The sequence below is a fragment of the Roseateles saccharophilus genome (assembly GCF_031458095.1).
Taxonomy (GTDB): Bacteria; Pseudomonadota; Gammaproteobacteria; order Burkholderiales; family Burkholderiaceae_C; genus Pelomonas; species Pelomonas saccharophila_A.
Window position 1 is genome coordinate 573,459 of sequence record NZ_JAVDXU010000001.1, and the last position, 23,439, is coordinate 596,897.

Here is a 23,439-nt window from a genome sequence, read left to right on the forward strand (position 1 = left end):
GCAAAGTTCTTCAGTTCACCCCTACGGACCTTGTTACGGGACAGCACGGAGTCGATGGAGTGGGTCCTGAACCAGCTCCAGGGGCTGCCGCCAAAACTTCGCCGGTTGCTCTTCGAGCCGAAGGTGGCACGAGGAGTCGCGCCGAATCTGAAATCGTTCAACCTTGGCCTTGCTCAGCAACTGGCGAACGCGGGTGGATTCGATGCGTTGGTCGCTGCGGTGCTCCTGATGCGGCGCGCGGAACTGATTCCGTCCGTAGAGCTGCGCAGGCTGGCCTGGATGGCTTACATGGCCACGCAGCAAAGCGTGAGGGCCATGCCGGCGTTGGCCAGGGTGGCGGATGAACTTTTCGGAGCTATCGACATGATGTTTCCTAACTGGCTATATGTGCACCACGACAAAAGGACAAATGTGGTGGTCCATCCCGTATCGCTCGGGGCAAAGGCGAGCGAACAGGACCTCTACAAGCTTGAGTCATGGGATCGGCTCATGCGCACATGCCTGCAGCGGGATGCGGACTTTTTGAACCTCCACGTCGACACCGGCAAGTACATGAAGGTGACTGAGCTTTTCTCGTTCACCAGTGAAGAGCGACTCAGGAACGGAGAGTCGGCCGTGCCGAGACCGGACGGTGTGCAGCCAGGGACGGCGTCCTCCTAAGAGCGGCACATCCAATTCATATTCCGTGGGCCTTCGGCAGGCTACAAGTCCGCGGGCAGCTTCAGCGCTTTTCCCTCTTGAAGCGCGTCTGGCTGTAGACCTGGAACGGCTTCTCGGGCGGCGCCAGCTCAAAGGTCTCGGTGAACTCGTCGTCCGAGGCGAACTCGTAGGTCTCGCGTCCGCGCCAGGTGTTGCTGAAGTTCTCGAAGTTCTCGCTTTCGAACACCAGCGTCGTCTCCCCTTCGACGGGCGGCTGCATGCGATAGGTCGTGACGAAGCTTTCCACATGGAACTGCCTCAGCACGATCTGCTTGCGCGACTTGTCGTAGCTGAACATGCCCATGTGCTCGTGGACCTCGCCCTTCTTGTTCTTCTCCTGAACCGGGTAGCGCGAGACGTTGCTTTCTTGGATGAAGCGCTTGTTCATGACGAAGCTGTAGCTGCGCGTCACATCGCCATCGCCTGCCTGGCCGCTTGCCTTGCCGGTCCAATTGCCGATGAATCGAGCCATCGGCACAAAGGGATCGCCGGCAGCCGGCGCATCGGCCGCAAGTGCGCTCGTCAGCGCGAAAGTGGAGAGCAGCAAGGTGGCGCTGGCTTGGGCGATCTTCATGCGGAGGGTCCTTTCGGGACAAGCGGGTCGCAGTCTAGGTCTGGACGAGGCACCCGGTCACCAGGGCACGCAGGCGCTCGCCCTCGGCCGCAGCCGTGTACTCGGGCGCCAGTAGTGCGCACTGTGCGGCGAGCGAAGCCACGAGGTCCGGCTGCGGGACACAGCGCAACATCAGCGCGGCCAGCGCCTCGTCATCGCCCACGGGAAAGTAGCCGCCATAGCCCTCGCCAAGCAGCCCGACATTGCCGTCAATGTGGCTGGCGAGCACGGGCGTCGCCGACACGATGGCCTCGATGACCACGTTGGCACCCCCTTCGAGCCGGCTCATGTGCACCAGCGCCGTCGCACTGGCGACCTTTTCCCGCACTAGCTGATGATCCATGGCGCCGGTCCAGCGGTAGTCAGGGCAGTCGCGCATCGTTGCCTGGGCGGCGGCCGCGAAGGACTCGTCCAGTGCGGCACCGATGTGCAACACCTCAACGCCGCGCGGCAACCGACGCACCGCGCGCATCAGCGTCAGCGGGTCCTTCTCGGCGCGCAGGTGCCCGACCGCCACAAACCGGGCTGGCCCATCGGCGCGTGTGTTCCGCAGCGGCTCGGCGCCCTGAACCACCGAGATGGCCTTGGCTTGCAGCGGTGCGTCCAGCCGCCGAAGCGCCAACGGCTGCAGGCAGATGATCCGATCCGCAAGCACCAGTGAGCGCTGCGCCTCGGGGTCCGCGTCAATGTCGCGGTAGACATCCGTGCCCGTCAAGACCAGCACGATGGGCCGCCCTGGCATGATCTGATGAAACCGCTCGATGGAGGGCGCAGACCGGCGTGCATGCAGCGCGATCAGCATGTCGACCGGTTGCCCGTCCCATGCCTGTCGCACCTCGACATCGGCCACCGGCTGCAAGTGCGCCTTCCAACGGTCGGCCGTCCGCCAATTGCCGTTGTTGTCGGCCTGACGGGCCGGCGAAACGATGCACACTGAAGGCCTGGGCATCACCTCATGTTGACACAGGACATCTCTCAGGACGCTCGCCGGTTGAGTGGCGTCGCACTCGCCGCCGCCTTGCGCGACAGCCGCGAGGTGCTGCTCTCCCGGGTGACCGACCTCGACGACGCACAGTGGTCCTTCCCTTATCGCCTCGGCGTCAACCCCGTCCCCTGGGAGCTTGGGCACGTGGGTTGGTTCGGGGAGTTCTGGGTTTTGCGCGGCCCGCATCGCGTCGATGGGCAGGGCATTGTGAATGCCCAGCAGCCACCACGCTTCATCGGTCCCGACGACTGCTTCGACTCGGCGCGTCTGCCCCACGCCCGACGCTGGGACATCGAGCCCGTCACTCGGCAGGCGCTGCTGGACCGGCTGCAGGCCCAGCTCGACGCCTGCATCGCGACGGTGCCGCCAGAAGGGAGCGGCGATGACGCGGCCTACATGCACCGCCTGACGCTGTTCCATGAGGACATGCACGCCGAAGCCTTCGCCTGGCTGCGTGGCGTGCTCGGCTTCGCGCCACCGCGCGACTGCGAGCTCAAGCCCGTCATGCGCGAGGGCCAACTGCAACTGTCCGGCGGCGCGTTCCAGCGCGGCTGGCCGCACCGCCGAACAGGCTTTGCCTTTGACAACGAACTGCCGTCGTCCTCCAGCGCGCTGCAGCCGTTCAGCATCGACGCCGCGCCCGTCACCGCCGGCCAGTTCCTGCGCTTCGTGGAGGCGGGTGGCTATGCCGATGCCGCTTGGTGGCCGGGTGAAGCAGGCGCGTGGCGCGCAGCCGAGGCGGTCTCGCATCCCGAGCGCTGGCGGGAGCGGGAAGCCGGCCGCTGGGAGGTGCGCTGGTTTGACCGCTGGACCGACTTGGAAACCGCACGGCCGGTCATCCACGTGAACGCCTGGGAGGCCGAGGCCTACTGCCGATGGGCAGGGCGCCGACTGCCTACGGCGACTGAGTGGGAGTTCGCTGTCACGTCTGTGGCACCCGGCATGTTCGAGTGGGGCCGCAGCGTCTGGGAGTGGACTGCGACGCCGTTTGAGCCCTATCCAGGGTTCGAGCCCGGACCATACAGGGACTACTCGGCCCCCTGGTTCCACGACCACCGCGAACTGCGTGGTGGATCGTTCGCGGCCCACAGCCGCATGCACGACGCCCGCTACCGCAACTTCTTCCAGCCGCACCGGCGTGATGTGTTCGCGGGATTCCGGACCGCGACAAGCAAGCCCTAGCCAAGCTTTAGTCGGCACTGGGGTGACCATCCATTCGCCAACATTCCAACAAAGCATAGAATGTTGGCATGAGAGAGCTAAAGAACCACCTCTACGAGCAGGTCGCCCGCATAGGCAAGGCCGTCGCCAGCCCCAAGCGGCTCGAACTGATCGAGTTGCTGTGTCAGGGTGAAAAGACGGTTGAGACGCTGGCCCTGCAGGCCGACATCAGCGTCAAGCTCGCCAGCGCGCACCTGAAGGAGTTGCGGCTGGCGCGTCTGGTGGACACGCGCAAGGACGGCAAGTACGTCTTCTATCGGCTGGCCAGCACCAGCGTGGCGGACCTGTGGGTCCATCTGCGCACCGAGGCCGAGGAGCGCCTAGTGGAGCTGCAGATGGCGGTGGCGTCCATCGTCGAGCACGGTGATGAGCTGCAGGGGGTTGAGCGCGCCGACATCCTGCGGCGCGCAGCAGAGGGCGAAGTCCTGGTGCTGGATGTGCGACCCGAAGAGGAGTTCTCGGCCGCCCATCTGCCGCACGCACGCTCCATGCCGCTGGACGAACTCAAGAAGCGTGTGGCCGAACTCCCCGGCGATGTGCCCGTCGTCGCGTATTGCCGCGGCCCCTTCTGCCTAATGGCTAAGACCGCCGTCGAGCTGCTGCGCAAGAAGGGCTACCAGGCCTTTCATCTGACCGATGGCGTGGCCGAGTGGCGTGCGCGAGGTCTGCCGGTGACCGAAGCCTGAGGAGGCCGCCATGTTCTTCCGCCAACGCCCGGCCGCCGGCGCCACGCTGTCCTACTTTTTCGGCTGCGCCGGCCTGCAGAAGGCTGTCGCGGTCGATGTCGTTGCCGGCGACGAAGACTGGTTCATGGAAGGGGCTGACAAGGCCGGCGTGCGCATCGCCCACGTCATCGACACCCATGTCCATGCCGACCATCTGTCCGGTGGGCTCGCACTGGCGCAGCGAACCGGTGCGGCCTACTACCTGCACGAGAGCAACGCCGGGCGCGTGGGCTTCGAGTTTTCGCCTCTGCACGACGGCCAACGGCTGGAGTCGGGCAACGTCCTCGTCGATGTCATCCACACGCCCGGCCATACGCTCGACAGCGTCTGCCTGCTGGTGCGTGACCTGCGGCGCGGCAACGAGCCCTGGTTCGTCATCACGGGCGACACGCTGTTCGTCGGCGCTGTCGGCCGCCCCGATCTGGCGGGGCGCGAGCGCGAGATGGCGGCCATGCTCCATGACAGCCTGCACGGCAGGCTGCTGACGCTGCCGCCCGAGCTGGAAATCTATCCCGGGCACCAGGCCGGCAGCGCCTGTGGCGCGGGACTCTCCGGCAAGCCAGCGTCCACTCTCGGCTTCGAGATGCGCTTCAACCCGCTCCTGTCGCTGCCCAAGGCGGAGTTCATCGACGCGCTGACGGCAGTGGTCCCGGCGCAGCCCGACGACATGGAAAGCATCGTGGCAGCGAACCTGCGCGGCGTTGCACCGCACACCGTGCCGGCGTGAACGCGATGGACTTTGGAATCCGCGCCAACCGAGGGCAGTTCCTGCACCAGCTCCTGCAGGTGCTGTTCGTGGGCCTGACCCTCGGCCTGATGCGCACCGTCGTTCCAGCACTGGCCGAGACGGAGTTCGGCGTTCCCCGCGGCTCCTTCATGCTGCTGGGAGCCTTCGTCGTGGCCTTCGGCTTTGTGAAGGGCACACTGAACTTTGTCGCGGGCCGCCTGGCCGAGTTGCTGGGACGCAAGCGCGTGCTGCTGTTGGGCTGGCTGGTGGCGCTGCCGATTCCGCTGCTGGTGTACTTCGCTGCGAGCTGGGCCTGGGTGGTCGTCGCGACGACGCTGCTGGGCATCAATCAGGGACTGACCTGGTCCATGACGCAGACGGCCAAACTGGACTTCACCCGCGCAGACCAGCGTGGCCTGGTCATCGGGCTCAATGAGTTCGCTGGCTATGTTGGCGTTGCCATTGCCGGCGTCGTCACGGGCTACCTTGCCTCGATCTTTGGCGCCCGCGAGGCACTGCTGTGGTTCGGCATGGTGGTGATCGGGCTGGCCACCATGCTGGCCTGGCTCGGGGTCACCGAAACGCTGCCCTGGGCGCGTGACGAGGTGAAGCGGCAGACGGACGCGACGGTGCAGACCTTGCGCCCTCGCTATCCGTCAGGTGTCAGCGCCCAGCCGTCCACCGCCGAGATGTTCCTGCTGATGAGCTGGCGCGACCGGCGTATGGCCGCGCTCTGCCAAGCCGGCCTGGTGGAGAAGTTCGTGGATGCGCTGGTGTGGGCCTTCTGGCCGGTCTTCTTGCACCAGCGAGGCGTCAGCCTGTCCGGCATCGGTTGGATCGTTGGTGTTTACGGTTTCACCTGGGGTGCCGCGCAGTTCTTCACCGGCCGGCTGTCCGACCGGCTGGGCCGTCATCAGCTCAATGGCTGGGGCATGTGGATATGCGGTGTCGGCGTCGGATTGATGCCCCTGGGTGACGGCGCCGCATGGTGGAGCTTGTCGGCTGCGATCACAGGCCTCGGCATGGCGATGCTGTACCCAAATCTCAGCGCCGCCGTCGCCGACATTGCGCACCCGGCATGGCGTGCCTCTGCCATCGGTATCTATCGGTTCTGGCGCGACCTGGGCTACGGCGTCGGCGCCCTGGCTCTCGGTGCCGCCGCCGCTGCGGGAGGGAAGCTGGAAAGCTCGTTCTGGCTCGTCTCGGTGTCGATGGCGGTGTCCGGCGCCGTGCTCTTCCGCTGGGGTGAGGAGACGCACCCTCGACTGAATCCGGCGCATTGATCTAGGCTGCCGGTCCACACGCATTGGGGAAGCCATGGATGCCCTCGAACTGAAAGTGCCGCCGCCGGTCGTGGCCTTGGTGATCGCCCTGGCGATGTGGAGCATCTACCGGTTCATGCCTGGGGTCGACGTGGGTCTGCTGCCGCGTGCTGCGGCTGCTCTGTTGCTTGCGGCGATTGGGGGCGCCTTCAGCGCGGCGGGCATCACGGTGTTTCGGCGCGCGAAGACCACGATGAATCCGATGAAGCCGGAGGCGACGTCGGCGCTGGTCACCAACGGTGTCTATCGCTTCACCCGCAATCCGATGTACGTCGGACTGCTGTTCGTCCTGCTCGCCTGGGCCGCTGCCCTTGGTGCGCCGTTGGGGCTGCTCGGCCCGATAGCCTTCATCGCCTACATCACGCGATTTCAGATCGTGCCCGAGGAACGAGCGCTGCGTGCTGCGTTTGGCGACGCCTATGTGAGCTACCTGACTCAAGTTCGTCGCTGGTTATGAGCCTGAACACCCGCTGCGGTAGCCCCAGCTTGGGGCTTGGCTACTGCCAGGCTTTCGCTGGCGTCGTTTTGCCCAAATGCATGGAGCGTGGGGCTGCATGAGGCGCTGGGTTTTGAGCCGATCCGTGTACCGCAAGGTGGCTTCAAGCACGGCGCCTGGTGCGACGTGGAGTGGTGGCAGAAAAGCCTTGCGGCGTCCGATGCACCAACGACACCCGGGCCTTTCGAGCGCACGTGACGCGGGGCCGGGCGCTGCGCGCCCGGCTGGCCGTGGACAACGCTATGCGTTGCCCACCGCTGTAGAAAATTTAGAGCCAAGCAGCGACTGCGAACGAGCAGTAGACGCGGTGCTCAACGCGCTGGATCGACTGCTCACGAGCACTGGAATACGCACAACGACATGCGCGAGCTACTTCCGCATCGCTGGCAGGCCTCGTCACCGCCCGCAAGCTCAGAGAGACAATCGGTTAGTCGGCAGCGTGGTGGAACCGTGTGACTCGACTCCAGAACATGCAGCCATAGATGGGCGCCATCGAGGCTTTGCCGGTCTCGAACTCAAAGTGCACCGGTCGATCAGCCTTGGCTGACGTAACTGTGGCGACCTCCGTGGCCGGGGAATTCGGCGCTTCACTTCGCTTGATGCCCTTGAAGCCTCCCCACTCGGCATCGACGCCGTACCGCGGTCGAGAGATGAAATCTCTCCTCGATAGCACCCGGTGATCCGTCGCGTCGTAATGGCCCACCAGCTCTCGGCAGAGAAGTACGCGCTTGCGATAGGAAGCTCGCTGGGATCGAGTGCGAGGAGCTCAGCCAAGCCAGGATGCAGCTCGCCAATCTCGGTGTGCTTCCAGCTCCCAGCGTCCATCGAGTGGCGGCGAATGCTAGCGACGGCAACTCGGTATGCCTCTTGGTCGGTGGCTCCAATAGCGTGCGCAGCAGTCATGTTCCGAGCGGCCAAACGGCGCCAGCAGCAGGTCAGTGATTACCGCATTCTCGCGTCAACCATGACTTTCCAGGACGCTTACGAACCGATGCGCTCTACGCACGAAACACAAGCTCCTGAATAACGGCCTGGGATTGAACGAACGACTCGACCTCCACAGACGCTGCGGGCTCAAGGCTCTTGTACTCGGCGGCAAGGGTATTCAACCACTTCGTCGCGACTCCAAGGCCCGAGCGAGGCCTTGTAGTCAGGAATCTCGGTTTGCAATCGTGCCAAGACAAGCGCACCATCGAATACGTCTTCGGCACCCTCAAGCATCGGATGGGCTGGACGCACTTCCTGATGCGTGGGATTCGCGCGCAAACCTGGCGCGCAGCGCATCAACTGACGACCAACGAAGCTGCCGAAGGGTTCTCACGCAGCCTCGCTGCGAAGCCGCCGTCGGCCTGGCTACAGCGGCCTGAGGCTGGCCGCCACGGATGGACTAGTACGGTCAAAGTCTCCGTGCCTCCTGCGTGAGGCGGAGCACGTCGCGCAAGAGTAGCTGCCTGGAATCGAGACCAATTCTTCGTACTTTTTCCGTACGACCAAAGAAGAAGCACCTAGCGTTTCCGCTAAGTGCTTGTTCTACCTACCAAATTTGGTAGGCGCGATTGGATTCGAACCAACGACCCCCACCATGTCAAGGTGGCGCAGTGGCGCCCGGTCACAAGGGGCGCAACCCAGAGTCAGAAAAAGAAAACCGGCTCGAGGCCGGTCTGTTGAAGTCTTCGATTGGTGGGCGGTGAGGGTTTCGAACCCCCGACCCCGTCCGTGTGAAGGACGTGCTCTACCCCTGAGCTAACCGCCCAATCAAAAACCGCTTTGGCCTACTTTTGGCCTACCCGAGTGTTCGGCTGTTTCCAGGGCACCGCAACTTGTTGATTCACAACGAAGTTTTGGTGGGCGGTGCAGGGTTCGAACCTGCGACCCCTGCCGTGTGAAGGCAGTGCTCTACCGCTGAGCTAACCGCCCTGGAAAAACGGACCCGTTTCCGGGAAGCCCACGATTATGCCACGGGTTGGGCGGGCTCCAGCACACGCCACTTGCAGGAACCGCCCGCCGCCTTGTCGAGGTCGGTCAGCAGCTTGGCGTGGGCCGCCATTTCGGCCTCGCTGGCATGCAGCACCGGCAGCACGAAACGGCTCAGGTCCACGGCCTCGACGGTGGCATGGCTGTCCCCGCCACCGCCGTCGCCATGGTCATCCATGAGCAGCGCGTCCTGGCCACGCGTCAGGCGGATGTAGACGTCGGCCAGCAGCTCGGCGTCCAGCAGCGCGCCGTGCAGCACGCGCTTGGTGTTGTCGACTTCCAGGCGACGGCACAGCGCGTCCAGAGAATTGGCCTTGCCGGGGAAGAGGTCGCGCGCCATCAACAGGGTGTCGCGCACGCCGCCGACGTGGTCGGTCAGCACGCCACGCTTGAGGCGCTTGAGCTCGGCATTGATGAAGCCGATGTCGAAAGGCGCGTTGTGGATGACCAGCTCGGCACCGGAGAGAAAAGCCAGCAGCTGATCGACGATCTCGGCGAACTTGGGCTTGTCGGACAGGAAGGCTTCGGTCAGGCCGTGCACCCGCAACGCATCCTCGTGGCTGGCGCGCTCGGGGTTGATGTAGAGGTGCAGGTTGTTGCCGGTCAGCTGGCGATTCACCATCTCCACGCAGCCGACTTCGATGATGCGGTCGCCCTTGTCGGCCTCGAGGCCGGTGGTTTCGGTATCGAAAAAGATCTGTCTCATGCAGGCCTCTGGTTGCGCTTCGTGGCCCAGGCAAAGAGGGCGGCGCCCACGATCACCATGGGCAGGCTCAGCCACTGGCCCTGGCTCCAGTTCAGGGCGCGCAGGCCGAGGAAGTCATCGGGCTCGCGGAAGTATTCGGCGACGAAGCGCAGCACGCCGTAGCCCATCATGAAGACGCCCGAGATCTGCCCCGTCGCGCGCGGCTTGCGGGCATAGAACCACAGGATGATGAAGAGCAGCAGGCCCTCGCCGGCCGCCTGGTAGATCTGGGAGGGATGGCGGGCAATGCCGCCGTCATTGGCCTGCGGAAAGATCATGGCCCAGGGCAGATCGGCCGGCGCCGGTCGGCCCCACAACTCGCCATTGATGAAATTGCCCAGGCGCACGGCCATGATGCCCGTGGGCACGCAGGGCGCGACCAAGTCGGACACCTCGAGGAAGCTGCGGCCGCGGCGGCGCCCGAACAGATAAAGGCCCAGCAGCACGCCCAGCAGGCCGCCGTGGAAGGACATGCCGCCATCCCAGACGCGGATGACCTCGCTCAGGTGCTGGACGTAGTAGGCGGGCTTGTAGAAGAAACAATAGCCCAGCCGCCCGCCCAGCACGACGCCGAGCACGCCGTAGAAGAGCACATCGTCGACATCACGCTTGGTCCAGCCGACGGCCGCGTGCTGGGGCATGCGCGAACGCAGCGTGGCCAGCCACAGGAAGAGGCCGAAGGCGATCAGATAGGTGATGCCATACCAATGGATGCCCTTGGAGCCGATGTGGATGGCGATGGGGTCGAACTGAGGATGAACCAGCATGGCCGATGCAAAGAGAAGCGGCCGGCATCATAGCCAGCGCCCCTCTCCCCACCCGCTCAGGCCAGGCCGGCCAGCAGCTTCTTCGCGTCGTCGACGTTGCGCGGATTGGCGCGCTTGTTCTGCACGAAGCGCTCCAGGGCCGCCTTAGCGCCGGCCTTGTCGCCCTTGGCGATCAGGGCCTGGCCCAGGCGGTGGTCGATGGGCAGGCGCTCGGCGCCTTCCAGGCTGCGCGCGCGCTCCAAAGACTTGATGGCTTCGTCGGTCTGGCCTTGCTCCAGGGCGGTGCGACCCAGGCCATAGGGGCCGGCAGCATGCGCCGGGTAGTCGCGCTGCAGCGCCTCGAACACGCCCCGCGCCTTGGCAAAGTTCTTCTGCTCCATGTGCTCGAAGCCGACTCGGGTCCAGGCGCCGCGCAGTTCGCGCTGCAGGGCATGGTCGTCGCCCGCCTTGACGCCGGTCAACTCGCGCTCGGCGCTGGTCCAGTCCTTGTCGTTCATGGCCAGCAAGGCGCGCAGCACCTTGGCCTGCTCGGGTTGGCGCGCCTGCACCTCCACGGCCAGCTCCTTGGCCTTGGCCGTGCTGCCCCCCGCAAAGCCGGGCGCCATCAGATAGAACTGCGTCAGGCCGGTGCGCGCCTCGAAGAGCTGCGGATCGAGTTCGACCGCCTTGACGAACTGTTCCTTGGTCTTGGTGGCCAGGCCGGGCATCTTGAAGACACTGGCCGTCATCGCCTGCTGGCCGTAGACGCGGCCCAGGGCATAGGCGCAGCCAGCTGAATTTGCCGATGTGGGGCGTTTGTCCACGCAAGCCTGCAGGGCGGGAATGGCGGCTTCCAGGCGCGCGCCGTCGTTGTCGTCCACGGCGGCCAGGGCAAGAGCCACGGCGGCCTGGTCGTCATCGCCCTTGGCCTTGGCCGCGCGCACCAGATCGGCCGTCTTGCCGGCATCGAGCCAGCCCTGCCATTGCGGGTCCTTGAGCAGGTCGGCCTGGGCGGCGCCGGCCAGCAGGGCCAGGGCGAGGGGAAGCAGGCGAAGGGTCATGCGGGGGTCTCCAGAGTGTGAATTCGTTAACGCTTCGGCAATGCCCAGGACGACACGGGTTTGCACCAATGACTTCAGGCATGGGTGCGCACGTGCTCGACGAAGCGGGCGACGACGGGTGGCGCATCGGCACGCCAGATCAGGCTGGTCTCGACCTGGGGCGCCCCTGGCATGTCGCGGTAGCTGACGCCGGCCCGCTGCAGCCCCTGCAGGCTGGCCGGCACCCAGGCTACGCCGATGGCCGCCGACACGAGGTTGATGATGGTCTGCATCTGGATGGCCTCCTGGGCCACGCCGGCGCTGCCATGGTGGGCCAGGATCGCGTCGTACAGCGACGGCGCCACCTCGCGCGGGAAGATGACCAGGGGCGCGGTCAGGCACTGGGCGTCGCTGGGCGTCTCATCGCTGCTCGGCAAGGCCAGCACCAAAGGCTCGATGCCGATGGACAGGCGCTGGAAGCCGGCCGGCGCCGCGCCCGGGGTGTGGATGACGAAACCGGCATCGATGCTGCCAGCCTCGAACTCGCGCAGCTGCACGTCCAGCGTCGCCTCGCGCAGGCTCAGGGCCACCTGGGGACAGGCTTCGCGGAAAGAGCGCAGCCATTGCGGCAGGCCGCCAAAGCCCACCGTCGACACAAAGGCCAGACGCAGCCGGCCGGCCAGGCCGTCGGCCACCGCCCTCACCTCCGAGGGCAGCGCAGCCGCTTCGGCCAGCAGCTTCTGCGCGCTGGCCTGCAGGGCCGCGCCGGCCGGCGTCAGCCGCACGCTGCGGCTGCTGCGCTCGAAGAGCTGCACGCCGAGCTGGACCTCGAGCTTGCGCACGGCCTGGGTCAGCGGCGGTTGGCTCATGTGCAGGCGCTCGGCGGCGCGGCCGAAATGCAGCAGTTCGGCCACGGCGAGGAATTGCTGGAGGGGTCGCAACTCGATCATTGATTCACCATGCATATCAATGCAGAGCAAACAATATATTTGAAAAGCGAACCAGGCCGCGCCAAACTGCCGGCTTCTCCAGGAGACCGCCATGAGCGAAGCCAACCGCCGCAGCAAGAACATCACCGAGGGCGTCGCCCGTGCGCCCAACCGTTCCATGTACTACGGCATGGGCTACCAGGAGAGCGATTTCGGCAAGCCCATGATCGGCATCGCCAACGGCCACTCCACCATCACGCCCTGCAACTCCGGCCTGCAAAAGCTCGCCGACGCCGCCGTCATCGGCCTCAAGGCCGCCGGCGCCAATGCCCAGCTGTTCGGCACGCCGACCATCTCCGACGGCATGGCCATGGGCACCGAAGGCATGAAGTACAGCCTGGTGTCGCGCGAGGTCATCTCCGACTGCGTGGAGACCTGCGTGGGCGGCCAGTGGCTGGACGGCGTCATGGTCATCGGCGGCTGCGACAAGAACATGCCGGGCGGCATGATGGGCATGCTGCGCGCCAATGTGCCGGCCATCTACATCTACGGCGGCACCATCAAGCCCGGCCATTACAAGGGCCAGGACCTCAACATCGTCAGCGTCTTCGAGGCCGTGGGCCAGTTCAGCGCCGGCAAGATGAGCGAGGAAGACTTCTGCCAGATCGAGAAGCGCGCCATCCCCGGCAGCGGCTCCTGCGGCGGCATGTACACGGCCAACACCATGAGCTCGGCCTTCGAGGCCCTGGGCATGAGCCTGCCCCACTCGTCCAGCATGTCCAACGTCGAGGACGAGGTGGTCGAGAACGTCAAAAAGGCGTCGGCCTACCTCGTCGATGCCGTCAAGGCCGACCTGAAGCCGCGCGACATCGTCACCAAGAAGGCCATCGAAAACGCAGTCGCCGTCATCATGGCCACGGGCGGCTCGACCAACGCGGTGCTGCACTTCCTGGCCATCGCCCACGCGGCCGAGGTGGACTGGACCATCGACGACTTCGAGCGCATGCGCAAGAAGATCCCGGTGCTGTGCAACCTCAAGCCCAGTGGCAAATACCTGGCCGTGGACTTGCACAAGGCCGGCGGCGTACCCGCCGTCATGAAGGAACTGCTGACAGCCGGCCTGCTGCATGGCGACTGCATCACCATCACCGGCAAGACGGTGGCCGAGAACCTGGCCGACGTGCCGGCCCTGAGCGCCGACCAGGACGTCATCCAACCCGTCGCCAAGCCCATCTACGAAGAAGGCCATCTGGCCATCCTGAAGGGCAATCTGAGCCCCGAAGGCTGCGTGGCCAAGATCACCGGCCTGAAGAACCCCGTCATCACCGGCCCGGCGCGCGTCTTCGACGACGAGCAATCGGCCCTGGCCGCCATCATGGCCAACAGAATTGTGGCCGGCGACGTCATGGTGCTGCGCTACCTCGGCCCCAAGGGCGGCCCCGGCATGCCGGAGATGCTGGCCCCTACCGGCGCGTTGATCGGCCAGGGCCTGGGCGAGAGCGTTGGCCTCATCACCGACGGCCGCTTCTCTGGCGGCACCTGGGGCATGGTCGTCGGCCACGTGGCGCCGGAGGCCTACGAAGGTGGCGTCATCGCCCTGGTGCAGGAAGGCGACTCCATCACCATCGATGCCCACCAGTTGCTGCTCAATCTGAACGTCGACGACGCCGAACTGGCCAAGCGCCGTGCGGCCTGGGTCAAGCCGGCGCCGCGCTACACGCGGGGCGTGCTGGCCAAGTTCGCGAAGAACGCGTCCAGTGCCAGTTCCGGGGCGGTGCTTGACCGATTCGAGTGAGTGGGCACGCCGGGCTTCAAGCCGGCGTCACAACTCGAAATGAATCGCCGTCAACGATCCGAGAAGCGGGGGCGTTAGCGCGTCACCGCTTTTTCTTTGTTCCCGGCTTGACCTGCCCCAGTCCCTCCATGAGCTGCTGGCGGCGGGCTTCCTTCTTGGCCTCCAGGGAATTCATGGCGCCGCGTTGCGTGAGGCCGCTGGAATCCGCCCACCACCACCAGATCACGGCGAGCAAAAAGGGCGACAGCACGATGGCCCAGGCCCAGAAATCGTCCTTGTGGAACTGCACCCAGCCGCCCGCGCGCAGCACGATGAAGAGCACACCCAACAACACGAATGCCATGCGGCATCTCCTTCAGGTATCTTTGCACCCACTGTAGTCCAACGCCCCGAAAGGTTCGCATGAAGAAAGCCCTGATCCTCAGCTTCGCCCTCGTCATCGCCCCCGCCGCCTTCGCCAACCAGGAACTGGCGCAGAAGAAGAACTGCATGGCCTGCCATGCCCTGGACAAGAAGCTCGTCGGCCCCGCCTACAAGGACGTGGCCGCCAAGTACGCCAAGGACAAGGACGCCTACAAGAAGCTCGCCGACAAGATCGTCAAGGGTGGCTCCGGCGTCTGGGGCCCCGTGCCCATGCCGGCCAACACCCAGGTCAGCCCGGCCGAGGCCGAGACGCTGGCCAAGTGGGTGTTGACGGTCAAGTAAGGCCGTCGCCCCATCGAGAACAGGCCCTGCGGGGCCTGTTTGCATTTGAGGCGCGCATCCCTAGAACTTCGTTTCAGCCCATGGCCGGCTTCACAGGGCAGTCATGGCGGTTTCCAAGAATCCGCCGCGCGCAGGCCTTCTGCGCGCCTTTGACGGCGCCGCCCATGACCCACACCCCGAAACTCGCCGCCCTCGCGGCGACCCTTGCCGCCCTGACTGCCGGTGGCACCGTGCAGGCCGCCTCGGCCACGCTGGAAGGCTGGGCCCTGATGCCGGCCAATACCTTCGCCGAAGGCCCGACGACCGGCCAGTTCGCCACCGGCGCCGGCGGCAACCCGCTGCCGCTGCTGGACAAGCAGTCGGTGCAAGGCTTCTCCGCCGTGCTGGCCGGCCCCAAGGCAGGCACCTACCTCTTCATGCCCGACAACGGCTTCGGCGCCAAGGAAAACTCGGCGGACGCACTGCTGCGCATGTATGCCGTCACGCCGAACTTCAAGACAGCCGCCGGCGGCACCGGTACGGTATCGGCCGCCAACTTCACGACCGGCGCCGCCATGTCCGGCTTTACGGCCGGCAGCTACATGGGTCTGTCCGACCCCAACAATCTGCTGTCCATCAAGATCCAGGCCGACTACAGCCGCTACTACAACAGCGCGGCCAACCCGCTGGTCGATGCCAGCATTCGCTCCAACCGCCAGCTGACCGGCGCCGACCTCGACATCGAATCGGTGCGCAAGGACAAGAACGGCAACCTCTGGTTCGGCGACGAGTTCGGCCCCTACCTGGTCAAGACCAATGCCCAGGGTGTGGTGCAGCGCCGCGAGATCGGCATGCTCGGTGTGCTGTCGCCGCAGAACGAGGCCGTCATCAACGGCAGCGCCAGCGCGACGCTGGGCCGCTCCAACGGCTTCGAGGGCATGACCATCAACCCCAATGGCGACCGCCTCTACACGCTGCTGGAAGGCACGGTCACGGGCGACCCGGCCAAGACGCTGCGCATCAACGCCTTCGACGTCAACACGGAGAGCTACACGGGCCAGCAGTGGAACTACAAGCTCGATGCCGCCGGCACCAATATCGGCGACATGACGGCCATCAACGACCACGAGTTCCTCATCATCGAGCGCAATGGCGCCACGGCGACGGGCGGCGGCACACCTTTCAAGAAGATCTTCCGCATCGACCTGAACCACGTCGACGGCAGCGGCAACGTCATCAAGAGCGAGGTCGTCGACCTGATGAACATCGCCGATCCGCATGATCTCAACGGCGATGGCAGCGCCGCCTTCACCTTCCCATTCACGACCATCGAGAGTGTGCTGATCCTGGACGCTCACACCCTGCTGGTGGCCAACGACAACAACTACCCCGGCACCGGCGGCCGCAACCTCGGCTCGGACAACACCGAGTTCCTGAAGATCCATCTGGACCAGGCGCTGAATGTGTCGGCGGTGCCTGAGCCGGGCAGCTATGCCCTGCTGCTGGGAGGGCTGGGCCTGATCGGCTTCAAGCTGCGCAACCGCCAGCGCGTCTGAAGCGCCGGCGCCGCACCCAGATCGTCAACCCGAGGCCGGCCAGCAGCAACCAGGCGCTGGCCGGTTCCGGCACGGGTTGGGCGTAGTCATGCCCGCTGAGCGTCTGCAGCACGACGTTCGGCGCATCCGGTTGGGCATAGACATGGGCCGTGTGGAAGTAGTCCGACACGATGAACTTGACCGGGTTGGCGCTGCTCAGCCCGAAGATGCTCACCCCGCCCGAGGCCGTCAGTGAATATTCGATGGAGTAGCTGGTGCCGACCTTCGCCATGAAGCTGCCATGCGTCGTCGACGTCACCAGGCCATTGCCAGGATCGTTGTAGCTCAGGGTCAATTTGTTGGACTGGCCGCCGTTGGTAAATATCTCGGCCACCTTGAAGTCTGCAAAGGCCCGGCCGTTGCCCATGACGTCCAGGTCGAAACTCAGCTGCGTGAGCGCGCCGACCGGCAGCAAGCCTGACGTGACGGTGAAGTAGTCCTGCCCGTTCAGCTTGGCCTCCGCATAGATGCCCAACCCAGGATCGGAGCGCGGCGGGATCCCCTTGAGCTCGGCATCGACATAGGCGGACAGCACCCCATCGCTGCCGTCCATCCTGGCGTTGGCCATGCGCCCATAGATGATCTGCGGCGGGCTCTGGCTGCTGTTGAACGACTGCTGGAAGAACAAGGTCTGCGGCGGCTCCGCCTCGTCGTGGAAGGTGAAGACCTTGTCCGGCAACAGCCCGCTCGTCTGGAAGCTGCTGCCGCCATTGATATGCAATCGCCCGGTGACCGCTGCCTGGCTGGAAACCGCGGCGCTCGCGGCGAGCAGCAGCCATGCAAGGCGAGAAACGCGAGCGGGGAAGGTCATGGCGTGAACTCCGGCTGTGGCCACGCCATGAAAGCGAAAAGGGATGGGCCGGGCCATCCCCTGTTTGGCAATGAAAAGAGGCCCCACAGGGTCTCTTTCAGTACTCGTCCCTCGCTTTGTGGAGGGGCACCCACCGCCTTGCGGGGTCAGTAAGCCTGGCCCAGCTGTTCCAGGATGGTTGGGTTGTGGTGATCACTCACGTGGCGAGCCACATGAGTGCTCCCCAAATCCCGCTGTCGGCTGCGCCTCCCCGCGCTGTCGCGCGGCTTGAGCAAACGGGTCAGTAGGCCTGACCCAATTGCTCAAGGATCGCGGGATTTTCCAAGGTACTGGTGTCCTGCGTGACCGACTCCCCCTTGGCCACCGACCGCAACAGCCGCCGCATGATCTTGCCCGAGCGGGTCTTGGGCAGGTTGTCGCCGAAGCGGATGTCCTTGGGCTTGGCGATGGGGCCGATCTCCTTGGCCACATGGTCGCGCAGCTGCTTGGCAATGGCCTTGGCCTCGTCGCCCGTGGGACGCGGGCGCTTCAGCACGACGAAGGCGCAGATGGCCTCGCCCGTCGTGTCGTCCGGACGGCCCACGACCGCCGCTTCCGCGACCAGCTCGGTGCAGCTGACCAGGGCCGACTCGATCTCCATCGTGCCCATGCGGTGGCCCGACACGTTAAGCACATCGTCGATGCGGCCAGTGATGGTGAAGTAGCCCGTCTCGGCGTCGCGGATGGCGCCGTCGCCGGCCAGGTAGTAGCCCTTGAGCTCGGCCGGGTAGTAGCTCTTCTTGAAGCGCTCGGGGTCGCCCCAGATGGTGCGGATCATAGACGGCCACGGCTTCTTGACGACCAGGATGCCGCCCTGGCCATTGGGCACGTCATTGCCGGTCTCGTCGACGATGGCCGCCGTGATGCCCGGGAAGGGCAGCGTGCAGGAGCCCGGCACCAGCGTCGTCACGCCCGGCAGCGGCGTGATCATGTGGCCGCCGGTCTCGGTCTGCCAGAAGGTGTCGACGATGGGGCAGCGGCCGCCGCCCACATGCTGGTGGTACCACTCCCAGGCGGCCGGGTTGATGGGCTCGCCCACCGAGCCCAGCAGGCGCAGCGACGACAGGTCGTACTTCTTCGGGTGCACGGCCTCGTTGCTCTCGGCCGCCTTGATCAGCGAGCGGATGGCGGTCGGTGCCGTATAGAAGATGGTGACCTTGTGCTTCTGGATCATCTGCCAGAAGCGGCCGGCGTCCGGGTAGGTGGGCACGCCTTCGAAGACGATCTCGGTACCGCCCAGGGCCAGGGGACCATAGGTGATGTAGGTGTGGCCGGTGACCCAGCCGATGTCGGCCGTGCACCAGAAGACGTCGTCGTCCTTCAGGTCGAAGGTCCACTTGGTGGTCAGGGCCGCATGCAGCAGATAGCCGCCGGTGCTGTGCTGAACGCCCTTGGGCTTGCCGGTGGAGCCCGAGGTGTAGAGCAGGAAAAGCGGATGCTCGGCCTCGACCCACTCGGGGGCGCAGCTCGTCGACTCGGCGCTCATCAGCTCGTGCAGCCACAGGTCGCGGCCCTCGACCCAGGCGATCTTGCCGCCGGTGCGCTGGTAGACGATGACGTCCTTCAGCGTCGGGCAGGAGCCGCCGTCCAGGGCCTCGTCGACGATGGCCTTCAGCGGCAGGGACTTGCCGCCGCGCTGCTGCTCGTCGGCGCAGAGGATGGCGACGGCGCCGGCGTCCTGCACGCGGTCACGCAGGGACTGGGCCGAGAAGCCGCCGAACACGACGGAATGCGTTGCGCCGATACGGGCGCAGGCCTGCATCGCCACCACGCCTTCGACCGACATGGGCATGTAGATGACGACGCGATCGCCCTTCTTGATGCCGCGGGCCTTCAGCGCATTGGCCAGCTGGCCGACCTTGGCCAGCAGCTCGGCGTAGGTGACGTTGGTGACCGTGCCGTCGTCGGCCTCGAAGATCAGGGCCGTCTTGCCGCCCTTGCCGGCTTCGACATGGCGGTCCAGGCAGTTGTAGGAGACATTGAGCTTGCCGTCCTCGAACCACTTGAAGAAGGGCGCGTCGCTGTCGTTCAGCGTCTTGGTGAATGGCGTCTGCCAGCTCAGCAGCTCGCGGGCCAGGCGGGCCCAGTAGCCGGCGTAGTCCTTCTCGGCTTCCGCCACAAGCGCTGCGTAGCCGGCCTCACCCTTGACATGGGCGTTGGCGACCCACGCGGGGCTGGGTGCATAGGTGTTCAGCGTGCTCATGGCGTGTCTCCTTTGGTTGCTTGGCGCGGACTGTGCTTTGGCCGTCTGACGATGCCCTGACGGCAGGATGTCATTCACGCCACCTAGAATTTCCCGCAATTCTGCTCGGTCATTCTCCATGCCCCACGATCCCCAGCTCCGCCCCCTGCCCCGCCTCATCTTCGCCAGCCGCTGGCTGCAGCTGCCGCTCTACCTGGGGCTGATCCTGGCCCAGGCGGTCTACGTCTATCAGTTCTGGACCGAGCTGGTGCACCTCATCGAGGCGGCCTTCGGCAACGCCCATGCGCTGGAGACCCTGGTCAAGAGCATCGGCTACAAGGGCGAGACCCTGGTTTCTCTGAACGAGACGGTGCTGATGCTGGTCGTGCTCGGCCTCATCGACGTGGTCATGATCTCCAACCTGCTGATCATGGTCATCGTCGGCGGCTACGAGACCTTCGTCTCACGCATGGACCTGGAGGGCCATCCCGACCAGCCCGAGTGGCTGAGCCATGTCAACGCCTCGGTACTCAAGGTCAAGCTGGGCACGGCCATCATCGGCATCAGCTCCATCCACCTGCTGAAGACCTTCATCAACGCGGCCAACTACGACGAGAAGGTGTTGATGTACCAGACCATCATCCACCTGGCATTCCTGCTGTCGGCCATCGCGATTGCCTATACGGACCGGCTGCTGGCGCCAGCCCAGTCGCACTAGCGACCGACCATCGCGCCGGGGACGACCCAGGCATCGAACTGCTCGGCCGTCACATGGCCAAGCGCCAGCGCGGCCTCGCGCAGGCTGGTCCCTTCCTTGTGGGCCTTCTTGGCGATCTGGGCGGCCTTGTCGTAGCCGATATGGGTGTTCAGCGCCGTCACCAGCATCAGTGAGCGCTCCACCAGCTCGGCGATGCGACCCTCGTTGGGCTCGATGCCCACGGCGCAGTGCCGATTGAAGCTGGCCATGCCGTCGGCCAGCAGGCGCACGCTCTGCAGGAAGTTGTGGATGACCATGGGGCGGAACACGTTGAGCTCGAAGTTGCCCGAGGCGCCGCCGATGTTGATGGCCACGTCATTGCCCATCACCTGGGCGGCCAGCATGGTCACCGCCTCGCTCTGCGTCGGGTTGACCTTGCCCGGCATGATGGACGAGCCGGGCTCGTTCTCCGGGATGCTGATCTCGCCGATGCCGCTGCGCGGGCCGCTGGCCAGCCAGCGCACATCGTTGGCGATCTTGTTCATGCTGGCAGCCAGCGTCTTCAGCGCCCCGTGGGCATGCACAAGGGCGTCACACGACGCCATGGCTTCGAACTTGTTGGGAGCCGTCACAAAAGGATGGCCGGTCAGCCGCGCCAGTTCGCCCGCGACCGCTTCCGCATAGCCCTTGGGCGCGTTCAGGCCGGTGCCCACCGCCGTGCCGCCCAGGGCCAGTTCGTAGAGATGCGGCAGCGCCGCCAACACATGGCGCTCACCCTGGTTGAGCTGGGCCACCCAGCCCGAGATCTCCTGGCCCAGGGTCAGCGGCGTCGCGTCCTGCAGATGGGTGCGGCCGATCTTGACGATGCCGTCGAAGGCCTCGGCCTTCTGCTGCAGCGTCGTGCGCAAGGCCCGCAGCGGCGGCAGCAGGCGCTCCTGCAGGGCCTGCACGGCGGCCACATGCATGGCGGTCGGGAAGACGTCGTTGCTGCTCTGGCTGCGGTTCACGTCGTCGTTGGGGTGCACCAGCCGCCCCTCGCCGCGCTCGCCGCCCAGCAGCTCGCTGGCACGGTTGGCCAGCACCTCGTTGACGTTCATATTGGTCTGCGTGCCCGAGCCGGTCTGCCAGACCACGAGGGGGAACTCGTCGACATGCTGGCCGCCAATGACCTCATCGGCCGCGGCGACGATGGCCTCGGTCTTGCTGGCGTCCTGAAGCCCGAGGGCCTGGTTGACGACGGCCGAAGCCCGCTTCACCCGGGCCAGGGCGCGGATCAGCTCGGGCGCCTGGCGTTCGCCAGAGATGTCAAAGTTCTGCAGCGAGCGCTGCGTCTGCGCCCCCCACAGCTTGTCGGCCGGCACCTCGATGGGGCCGAAGGTGTCGCGTTCGATGCGGGTGGGGCTGCTCATGACGGTTCTCACGAAGGCGGGGTTGGTTTTCAGCATAGCCAGCATGAGAACCCTTCTCATCGCCGGGGCCACCGATAATTCGGGTTGCCCCCAAGCTTGTCTGCCCTCCAAATGACCACGATCCGCCAGCAAGACCTCATCGACAGCGTTAGCGCCGCCCTGCAGTACATCAGCTACTACCACCCGGCCGACTACATCGCCCACTTGGCCCGCGCCTACGAAAGCGAGCAGAGCCCCGCCGCCAAGGACGCGATCGCCCAGATCCTGACCAACAGCCGCATGTGCGCCGAAGGCAAGCGGCCCATCTGCCAGGACACCGGCATCGTCAACGTCTTCCTGAAGATCGGCATGGACGTGCGCTGGGAAGGCTTCAGCGGCAGCATCGAGGACGCCGTCAACGAAGGCGTGCGCCAGGGTTATCTCAACCCCGACAACAAGCTGCGCGCCTCGGTCCTTGACGACCCCATCTTTGCCCGCAAGAACACCAAGGACAACACGCCCGCCGTCGTGCAGATGGAGCTGGTGCCCGGCAACACGGTCGACGTCATCGTCGCGGCCAAGGGCGGCGGCTCGGAGAACAAGAGCAAGGTCTATATGCTCAACCCCAGCGACGACATCGTCGACTGGGTGCTGAAGACCGTGCCCACCATGGGCGCCGGCTGGTGCCCGCCGGGCATGCTGGGCATCGGCGTCGGTGGCACGGCCGAGAAGGCCGCCCTGCTGGCCAAGCAGGCGCTGATGGAAGACATCGACATGTACGAGCTGCTGCAGCGCGGCCCGCAGAACAAGCTCGAGGAAATGCGCGTCGAGCTCTACGAGAAGGTCAATGCTCTCGGCATCGGCGCCCAGGGCCTGGGCGGCCTGACCACCGTGCTGGACGTGAAGATCAAGACCTTCCCGACGCATGCGGCCAGCAAGCCCATCGCCATGATCCCGAACTGCGCGGCTACCCGCCACGCCCACTTCGTGCTGGACGGCAGCGGCCCGAGCTATCTGGAGGCCCCCAGCCTGGACCTGTGGCCCGACGTCAACTGGGCGCCCGATTACAACAAGAGCAAGCGCGTCGACCTGAACAAGCTGACGCCGGCAGAAGTCGCCACCTGGAAGGCCGGCGAGACGCTGCTGCTGAACGGCAAGATGCTGACCGGCCGCGACGCCGCCCACAAGCGCATCCAGGACATGCTGGCCAAGGGAGAGAAGCTGCCGGTGGACTTCACCAACCGCGCGATCTACTACGTCGGCCCGGTCGACCCGGTGCGCGAGGAAGTTGTCGGCCCGGCCGGTCCGACCACCGCCACGCGCATGGACAAGTTCACCGACATGATGCTGGCCAAGACCGGCCTCATCGCCATGATCGGCAAGGCCGAGCGCGGCCCGGTCGCCATCGAGTCGATCAAGAACCACAAGAGCGCCTACCTGATGGCGGTGGGCGGCTCGGCCTACCTCGTCAGCAAGGCCATCAAGGGCGCCAAGGTCGTCGGCTTCGAGGACCTCGGCATGGAAGCCATCTACGAGTTCGACGTGGTGGACATGCCCGTCACCGTGGCCGTGGACGCCACCGGCACCAGCGCCCACATCACCGGCCCGGCCGAGTGGAAGCAGCGCATTGCTTCCGGCAAGCCGCTGAGCATCCCGGTCGCGACGGCCTGATCAGCGCTTGGGCGGCGGCGATGCCGAAGCCCCCGGCGGCGGGGGCGGCGGCATGTCCTTGGGGCGGCAGGCCAGCGGCCGGCCCTCGGGCGCCCAGCAACTACCCTTCACGGTGCGGCTCTCGTGCGTGAAGCTGCAGTCCGCGCCGGCCTTGGCCGTCTTGCAGGCGGCCAGGGCCTCGGGCGGCGGGCCGCGGTGTTCGCCACCGGGCGGCGGGCCGCCCTGAGGCTGGGCGCTCGCCGCGGCGGCAGCGAAAAGCAGGCTGAGAAGCAGACGGGTTTTCATCGTGGGTCCTTCGTGAATCGGTGATGGCATGCTGACGGCAAAAAGTGAAGCCAATGTATGCATCGCCTCC

At 65.7% G+C, this 23,439-nt stretch carries 21 protein-coding genes, 2 tRNA genes and 2 pseudogenes; 12 read left to right on the forward strand and 13 right to left on the reverse strand.

Translation table 11 applies throughout. From position 1 onward, the window contains the following. The first annotated feature begins 54 nt into the window (after positions 1-54). Complete coding sequence (locus tag J2X20_RS02440; RefSeq protein WP_310260352.1) at positions 55-660, forward strand: hypothetical protein; 606 nt, start codon at positions 55-57, stop codon at positions 658-660. Positions 661-721: 61 nt separating this feature from the next. Here J2X20_RS02440 and J2X20_RS02445 read toward each other — a convergent pair whose 3' ends face one another. Both J2X20_RS02445 and senB read right to left on the reverse strand, forming a co-directional pair. Then, the gene (locus J2X20_RS02445; RefSeq protein ID WP_310260355.1) at positions 722-1,273 is read right to left on the reverse strand and encodes a hypothetical protein; all 552 of its coding nucleotides are present in this window, start codon (positions 1,271-1,273) and stop codon (positions 722-724) included. A gap of 34 nt (positions 1,274-1,307) precedes the next feature. Continuing rightward, positions 1,308-2,246 carry a selenoneine biosynthesis selenosugar synthase SenB gene (gene senB, locus J2X20_RS02450; protein ID WP_310260357.1) on the reverse strand — a complete coding sequence of 313 codons (939 nt, stop codon included), beginning with the start codon at positions 2,244-2,246 and terminating at the stop codon, positions 1,308-1,310. A gap of 21 nt (positions 2,247-2,267) precedes the next feature. On the opposite strand from senB, the gene senA reads away from it, so the two are divergent. From senA to J2X20_RS02475, 5 genes are all read left to right on the forward strand, one after another. Then, positions 2,268-3,479 carry a selenoneine synthase SenA gene (senA, locus tag J2X20_RS02455; protein ID WP_310260360.1) on the forward strand — a complete coding sequence of 404 codons (1,212 nt, stop codon included), beginning with the start codon at positions 2,268-2,270 and terminating at the stop codon, positions 3,477-3,479. Between the two features lie 68 nt (positions 3,480-3,547). Then, complete coding sequence (locus J2X20_RS02460; protein ID WP_310260363.1) at positions 3,548-4,204, forward strand: ArsR/SmtB family transcription factor; 657 nt, start codon at positions 3,548-3,550, stop codon at positions 4,202-4,204. Positions 4,205-4,214: 10 nt separating this feature from the next. Further along, on the forward strand, positions 4,215-4,970 hold the full coding sequence (locus J2X20_RS02465) for an MBL fold metallo-hydrolase (protein WP_310260367.1): 756 nt from the start codon (positions 4,215-4,217) through the stop codon (positions 4,968-4,970). A gap of 5 nt (positions 4,971-4,975) precedes the next feature. Next, positions 4,976-6,253 carry an MFS transporter gene (locus J2X20_RS02470; RefSeq protein WP_310265082.1) on the forward strand — a complete coding sequence of 426 codons (1,278 nt, stop codon included), beginning with the start codon at positions 4,976-4,978 and terminating at the stop codon, positions 6,251-6,253. A 34-nt stretch (positions 6,254-6,287) separates the two neighbouring features. Next, positions 6,288-6,749: a methyltransferase family protein gene (locus J2X20_RS02475; RefSeq protein WP_310260371.1), complete on the forward strand. Its 462-nt coding sequence runs from the start codon at positions 6,288-6,290 to the stop codon at positions 6,747-6,749. A 1,717-nt stretch (positions 6,750-8,466) separates the two neighbouring features. Here the strand turns inward: J2X20_RS02475 and J2X20_RS02480 are convergent. The 6 genes from J2X20_RS02480 to J2X20_RS02505 form a co-directional block, all read right to left on the reverse strand. Beyond that, positions 8,467-8,541 (reverse strand) — tRNA-Val (locus tag J2X20_RS02480). 89 nt (positions 8,542-8,630) lie between these two features. Next, positions 8,631-8,705, reverse strand: a tRNA-Val gene (locus tag J2X20_RS02485). A gap of 34 nt (positions 8,706-8,739) precedes the next feature. Then, positions 8,740-9,468, reverse strand: a complete 729-nt coding sequence (gene dnaQ, locus J2X20_RS02490; protein ID WP_310260374.1) for a DNA polymerase III subunit epsilon — start codon at positions 9,466-9,468, stop codon at positions 8,740-8,742. Then, positions 9,465-10,274, reverse strand: coding sequence for a prolipoprotein diacylglyceryl transferase (gene lgt, locus J2X20_RS02495; RefSeq protein ID WP_310260377.1), 810 nt, complete (start codon positions 10,272-10,274; stop codon positions 9,465-9,467). The genes dnaQ and lgt overlap by 4 nt, the downstream gene beginning before the upstream one ends. 56 nt (positions 10,275-10,330) lie before the next feature. Then, a complete protein-coding gene (locus J2X20_RS02500) occupies positions 10,331-11,314 on the reverse strand; it encodes a tetratricopeptide repeat protein (protein ID WP_310260380.1) in 984 nt (327 codons plus the stop codon). 74 nt (positions 11,315-11,388) lie between these two features. Beyond that, a complete protein-coding gene (locus J2X20_RS02505) occupies positions 11,389-12,243 on the reverse strand; it encodes a LysR family transcriptional regulator (RefSeq protein ID WP_310260383.1) in 855 nt (284 codons plus the stop codon). A 91-nt stretch (positions 12,244-12,334) separates the two neighbouring features. Between J2X20_RS02505 and ilvD the strand changes: the two genes are divergently transcribed. Further along, positions 12,335-14,017, forward strand: a complete 1,683-nt coding sequence (ilvD, locus tag J2X20_RS02510; RefSeq protein WP_310260386.1) for a dihydroxy-acid dehydratase — start codon at positions 12,335-12,337, stop codon at positions 14,015-14,017. Between the two features lie 82 nt (positions 14,018-14,099). Here the strand turns inward: ilvD and J2X20_RS02515 are convergent, their stop codons facing one another. Then, entirely contained in the window at positions 14,100-14,360 is a 261-nt protein-coding gene (locus J2X20_RS02515) for a TIGR04438 family Trp-rich protein (RefSeq protein ID WP_310260388.1), read from the reverse strand. 59 nt (positions 14,361-14,419) lie between these two features. Here J2X20_RS02515 and J2X20_RS02520 point away from each other — a divergent pair, with 59 nt between their 5' ends. The 3 genes and pseudogenes from J2X20_RS02520 to J2X20_RS29470 form a co-directional block, all read left to right on the forward strand. Next, the gene (locus tag J2X20_RS02520; RefSeq protein ID WP_310260395.1) at positions 14,420-14,722 is read left to right on the forward strand and encodes a c-type cytochrome; all 303 of its coding nucleotides are present in this window, start codon (positions 14,420-14,422) and stop codon (positions 14,720-14,722) included. 269 nt (positions 14,723-14,991) lie between these two features. Continuing rightward, a pseudogene (locus J2X20_RS02525) lies at positions 14,992-16,077 on the forward strand (esterase-like activity of phytase family protein); the annotation flags it as partial. 81 nt (positions 16,078-16,158) lie between these two features. Next, a pseudogene (locus J2X20_RS29470) lies at positions 16,159-16,257 on the forward strand (PEP-CTERM sorting domain-containing protein); the annotation flags it as partial. Here J2X20_RS29470 and J2X20_RS02530 read toward each other — a convergent pair. Beyond that, entirely contained in the window at positions 16,229-17,107 is an 879-nt protein-coding gene (locus tag J2X20_RS02530) for a PEP-CTERM sorting domain-containing protein (RefSeq protein WP_310260402.1), read from the reverse strand. The pseudogene J2X20_RS29470 and the gene J2X20_RS02530 sit on opposite strands and share 29 nt — an antisense overlap. Before the next feature lie 280 nt (positions 17,108-17,387). Then, entirely contained in the window at positions 17,388-19,349 is a 1,962-nt protein-coding gene (acs, locus tag J2X20_RS02535; RefSeq protein ID WP_310260404.1) for an acetate--CoA ligase, read from the reverse strand. A gap of 118 nt (positions 19,350-19,467) precedes the next feature. Here acs and J2X20_RS02540 point away from each other — a divergent pair, with 118 nt between their 5' ends. Beyond that, entirely contained in the window at positions 19,468-20,046 is a 579-nt protein-coding gene (locus tag J2X20_RS02540) for a TIGR00645 family protein (RefSeq protein ID WP_310260407.1), read from the forward strand. Here the strand turns inward: J2X20_RS02540 and fumC are convergent. Beyond that, positions 20,043-21,434, reverse strand: a complete 1,392-nt coding sequence (fumC, locus tag J2X20_RS02545) for a class II fumarate hydratase (protein ID WP_310260410.1) — start codon at positions 21,432-21,434, stop codon at positions 20,043-20,045. The genes J2X20_RS02540 and fumC overlap by 4 nt on opposite strands. A 111-nt stretch (positions 21,435-21,545) precedes the next feature. On the opposite strand from fumC, the gene J2X20_RS02550 reads away from it, so the two are divergent. Then, positions 21,546-23,084, forward strand: a complete 1,539-nt coding sequence (locus J2X20_RS02550; protein ID WP_310260413.1) for a fumarate hydratase — start codon at positions 21,546-21,548, stop codon at positions 23,082-23,084. On the opposite strand, the gene J2X20_RS02555 is transcribed toward J2X20_RS02550, so the two are convergent. Beyond that, positions 23,085-23,369 carry a hypothetical protein gene (locus J2X20_RS02555; protein WP_310260415.1) on the reverse strand — a complete coding sequence of 95 codons (285 nt, stop codon included), beginning with the start codon at positions 23,367-23,369 and terminating at the stop codon, positions 23,085-23,087. Positions 23,370-23,439: the final 70 nt, after the last annotated feature.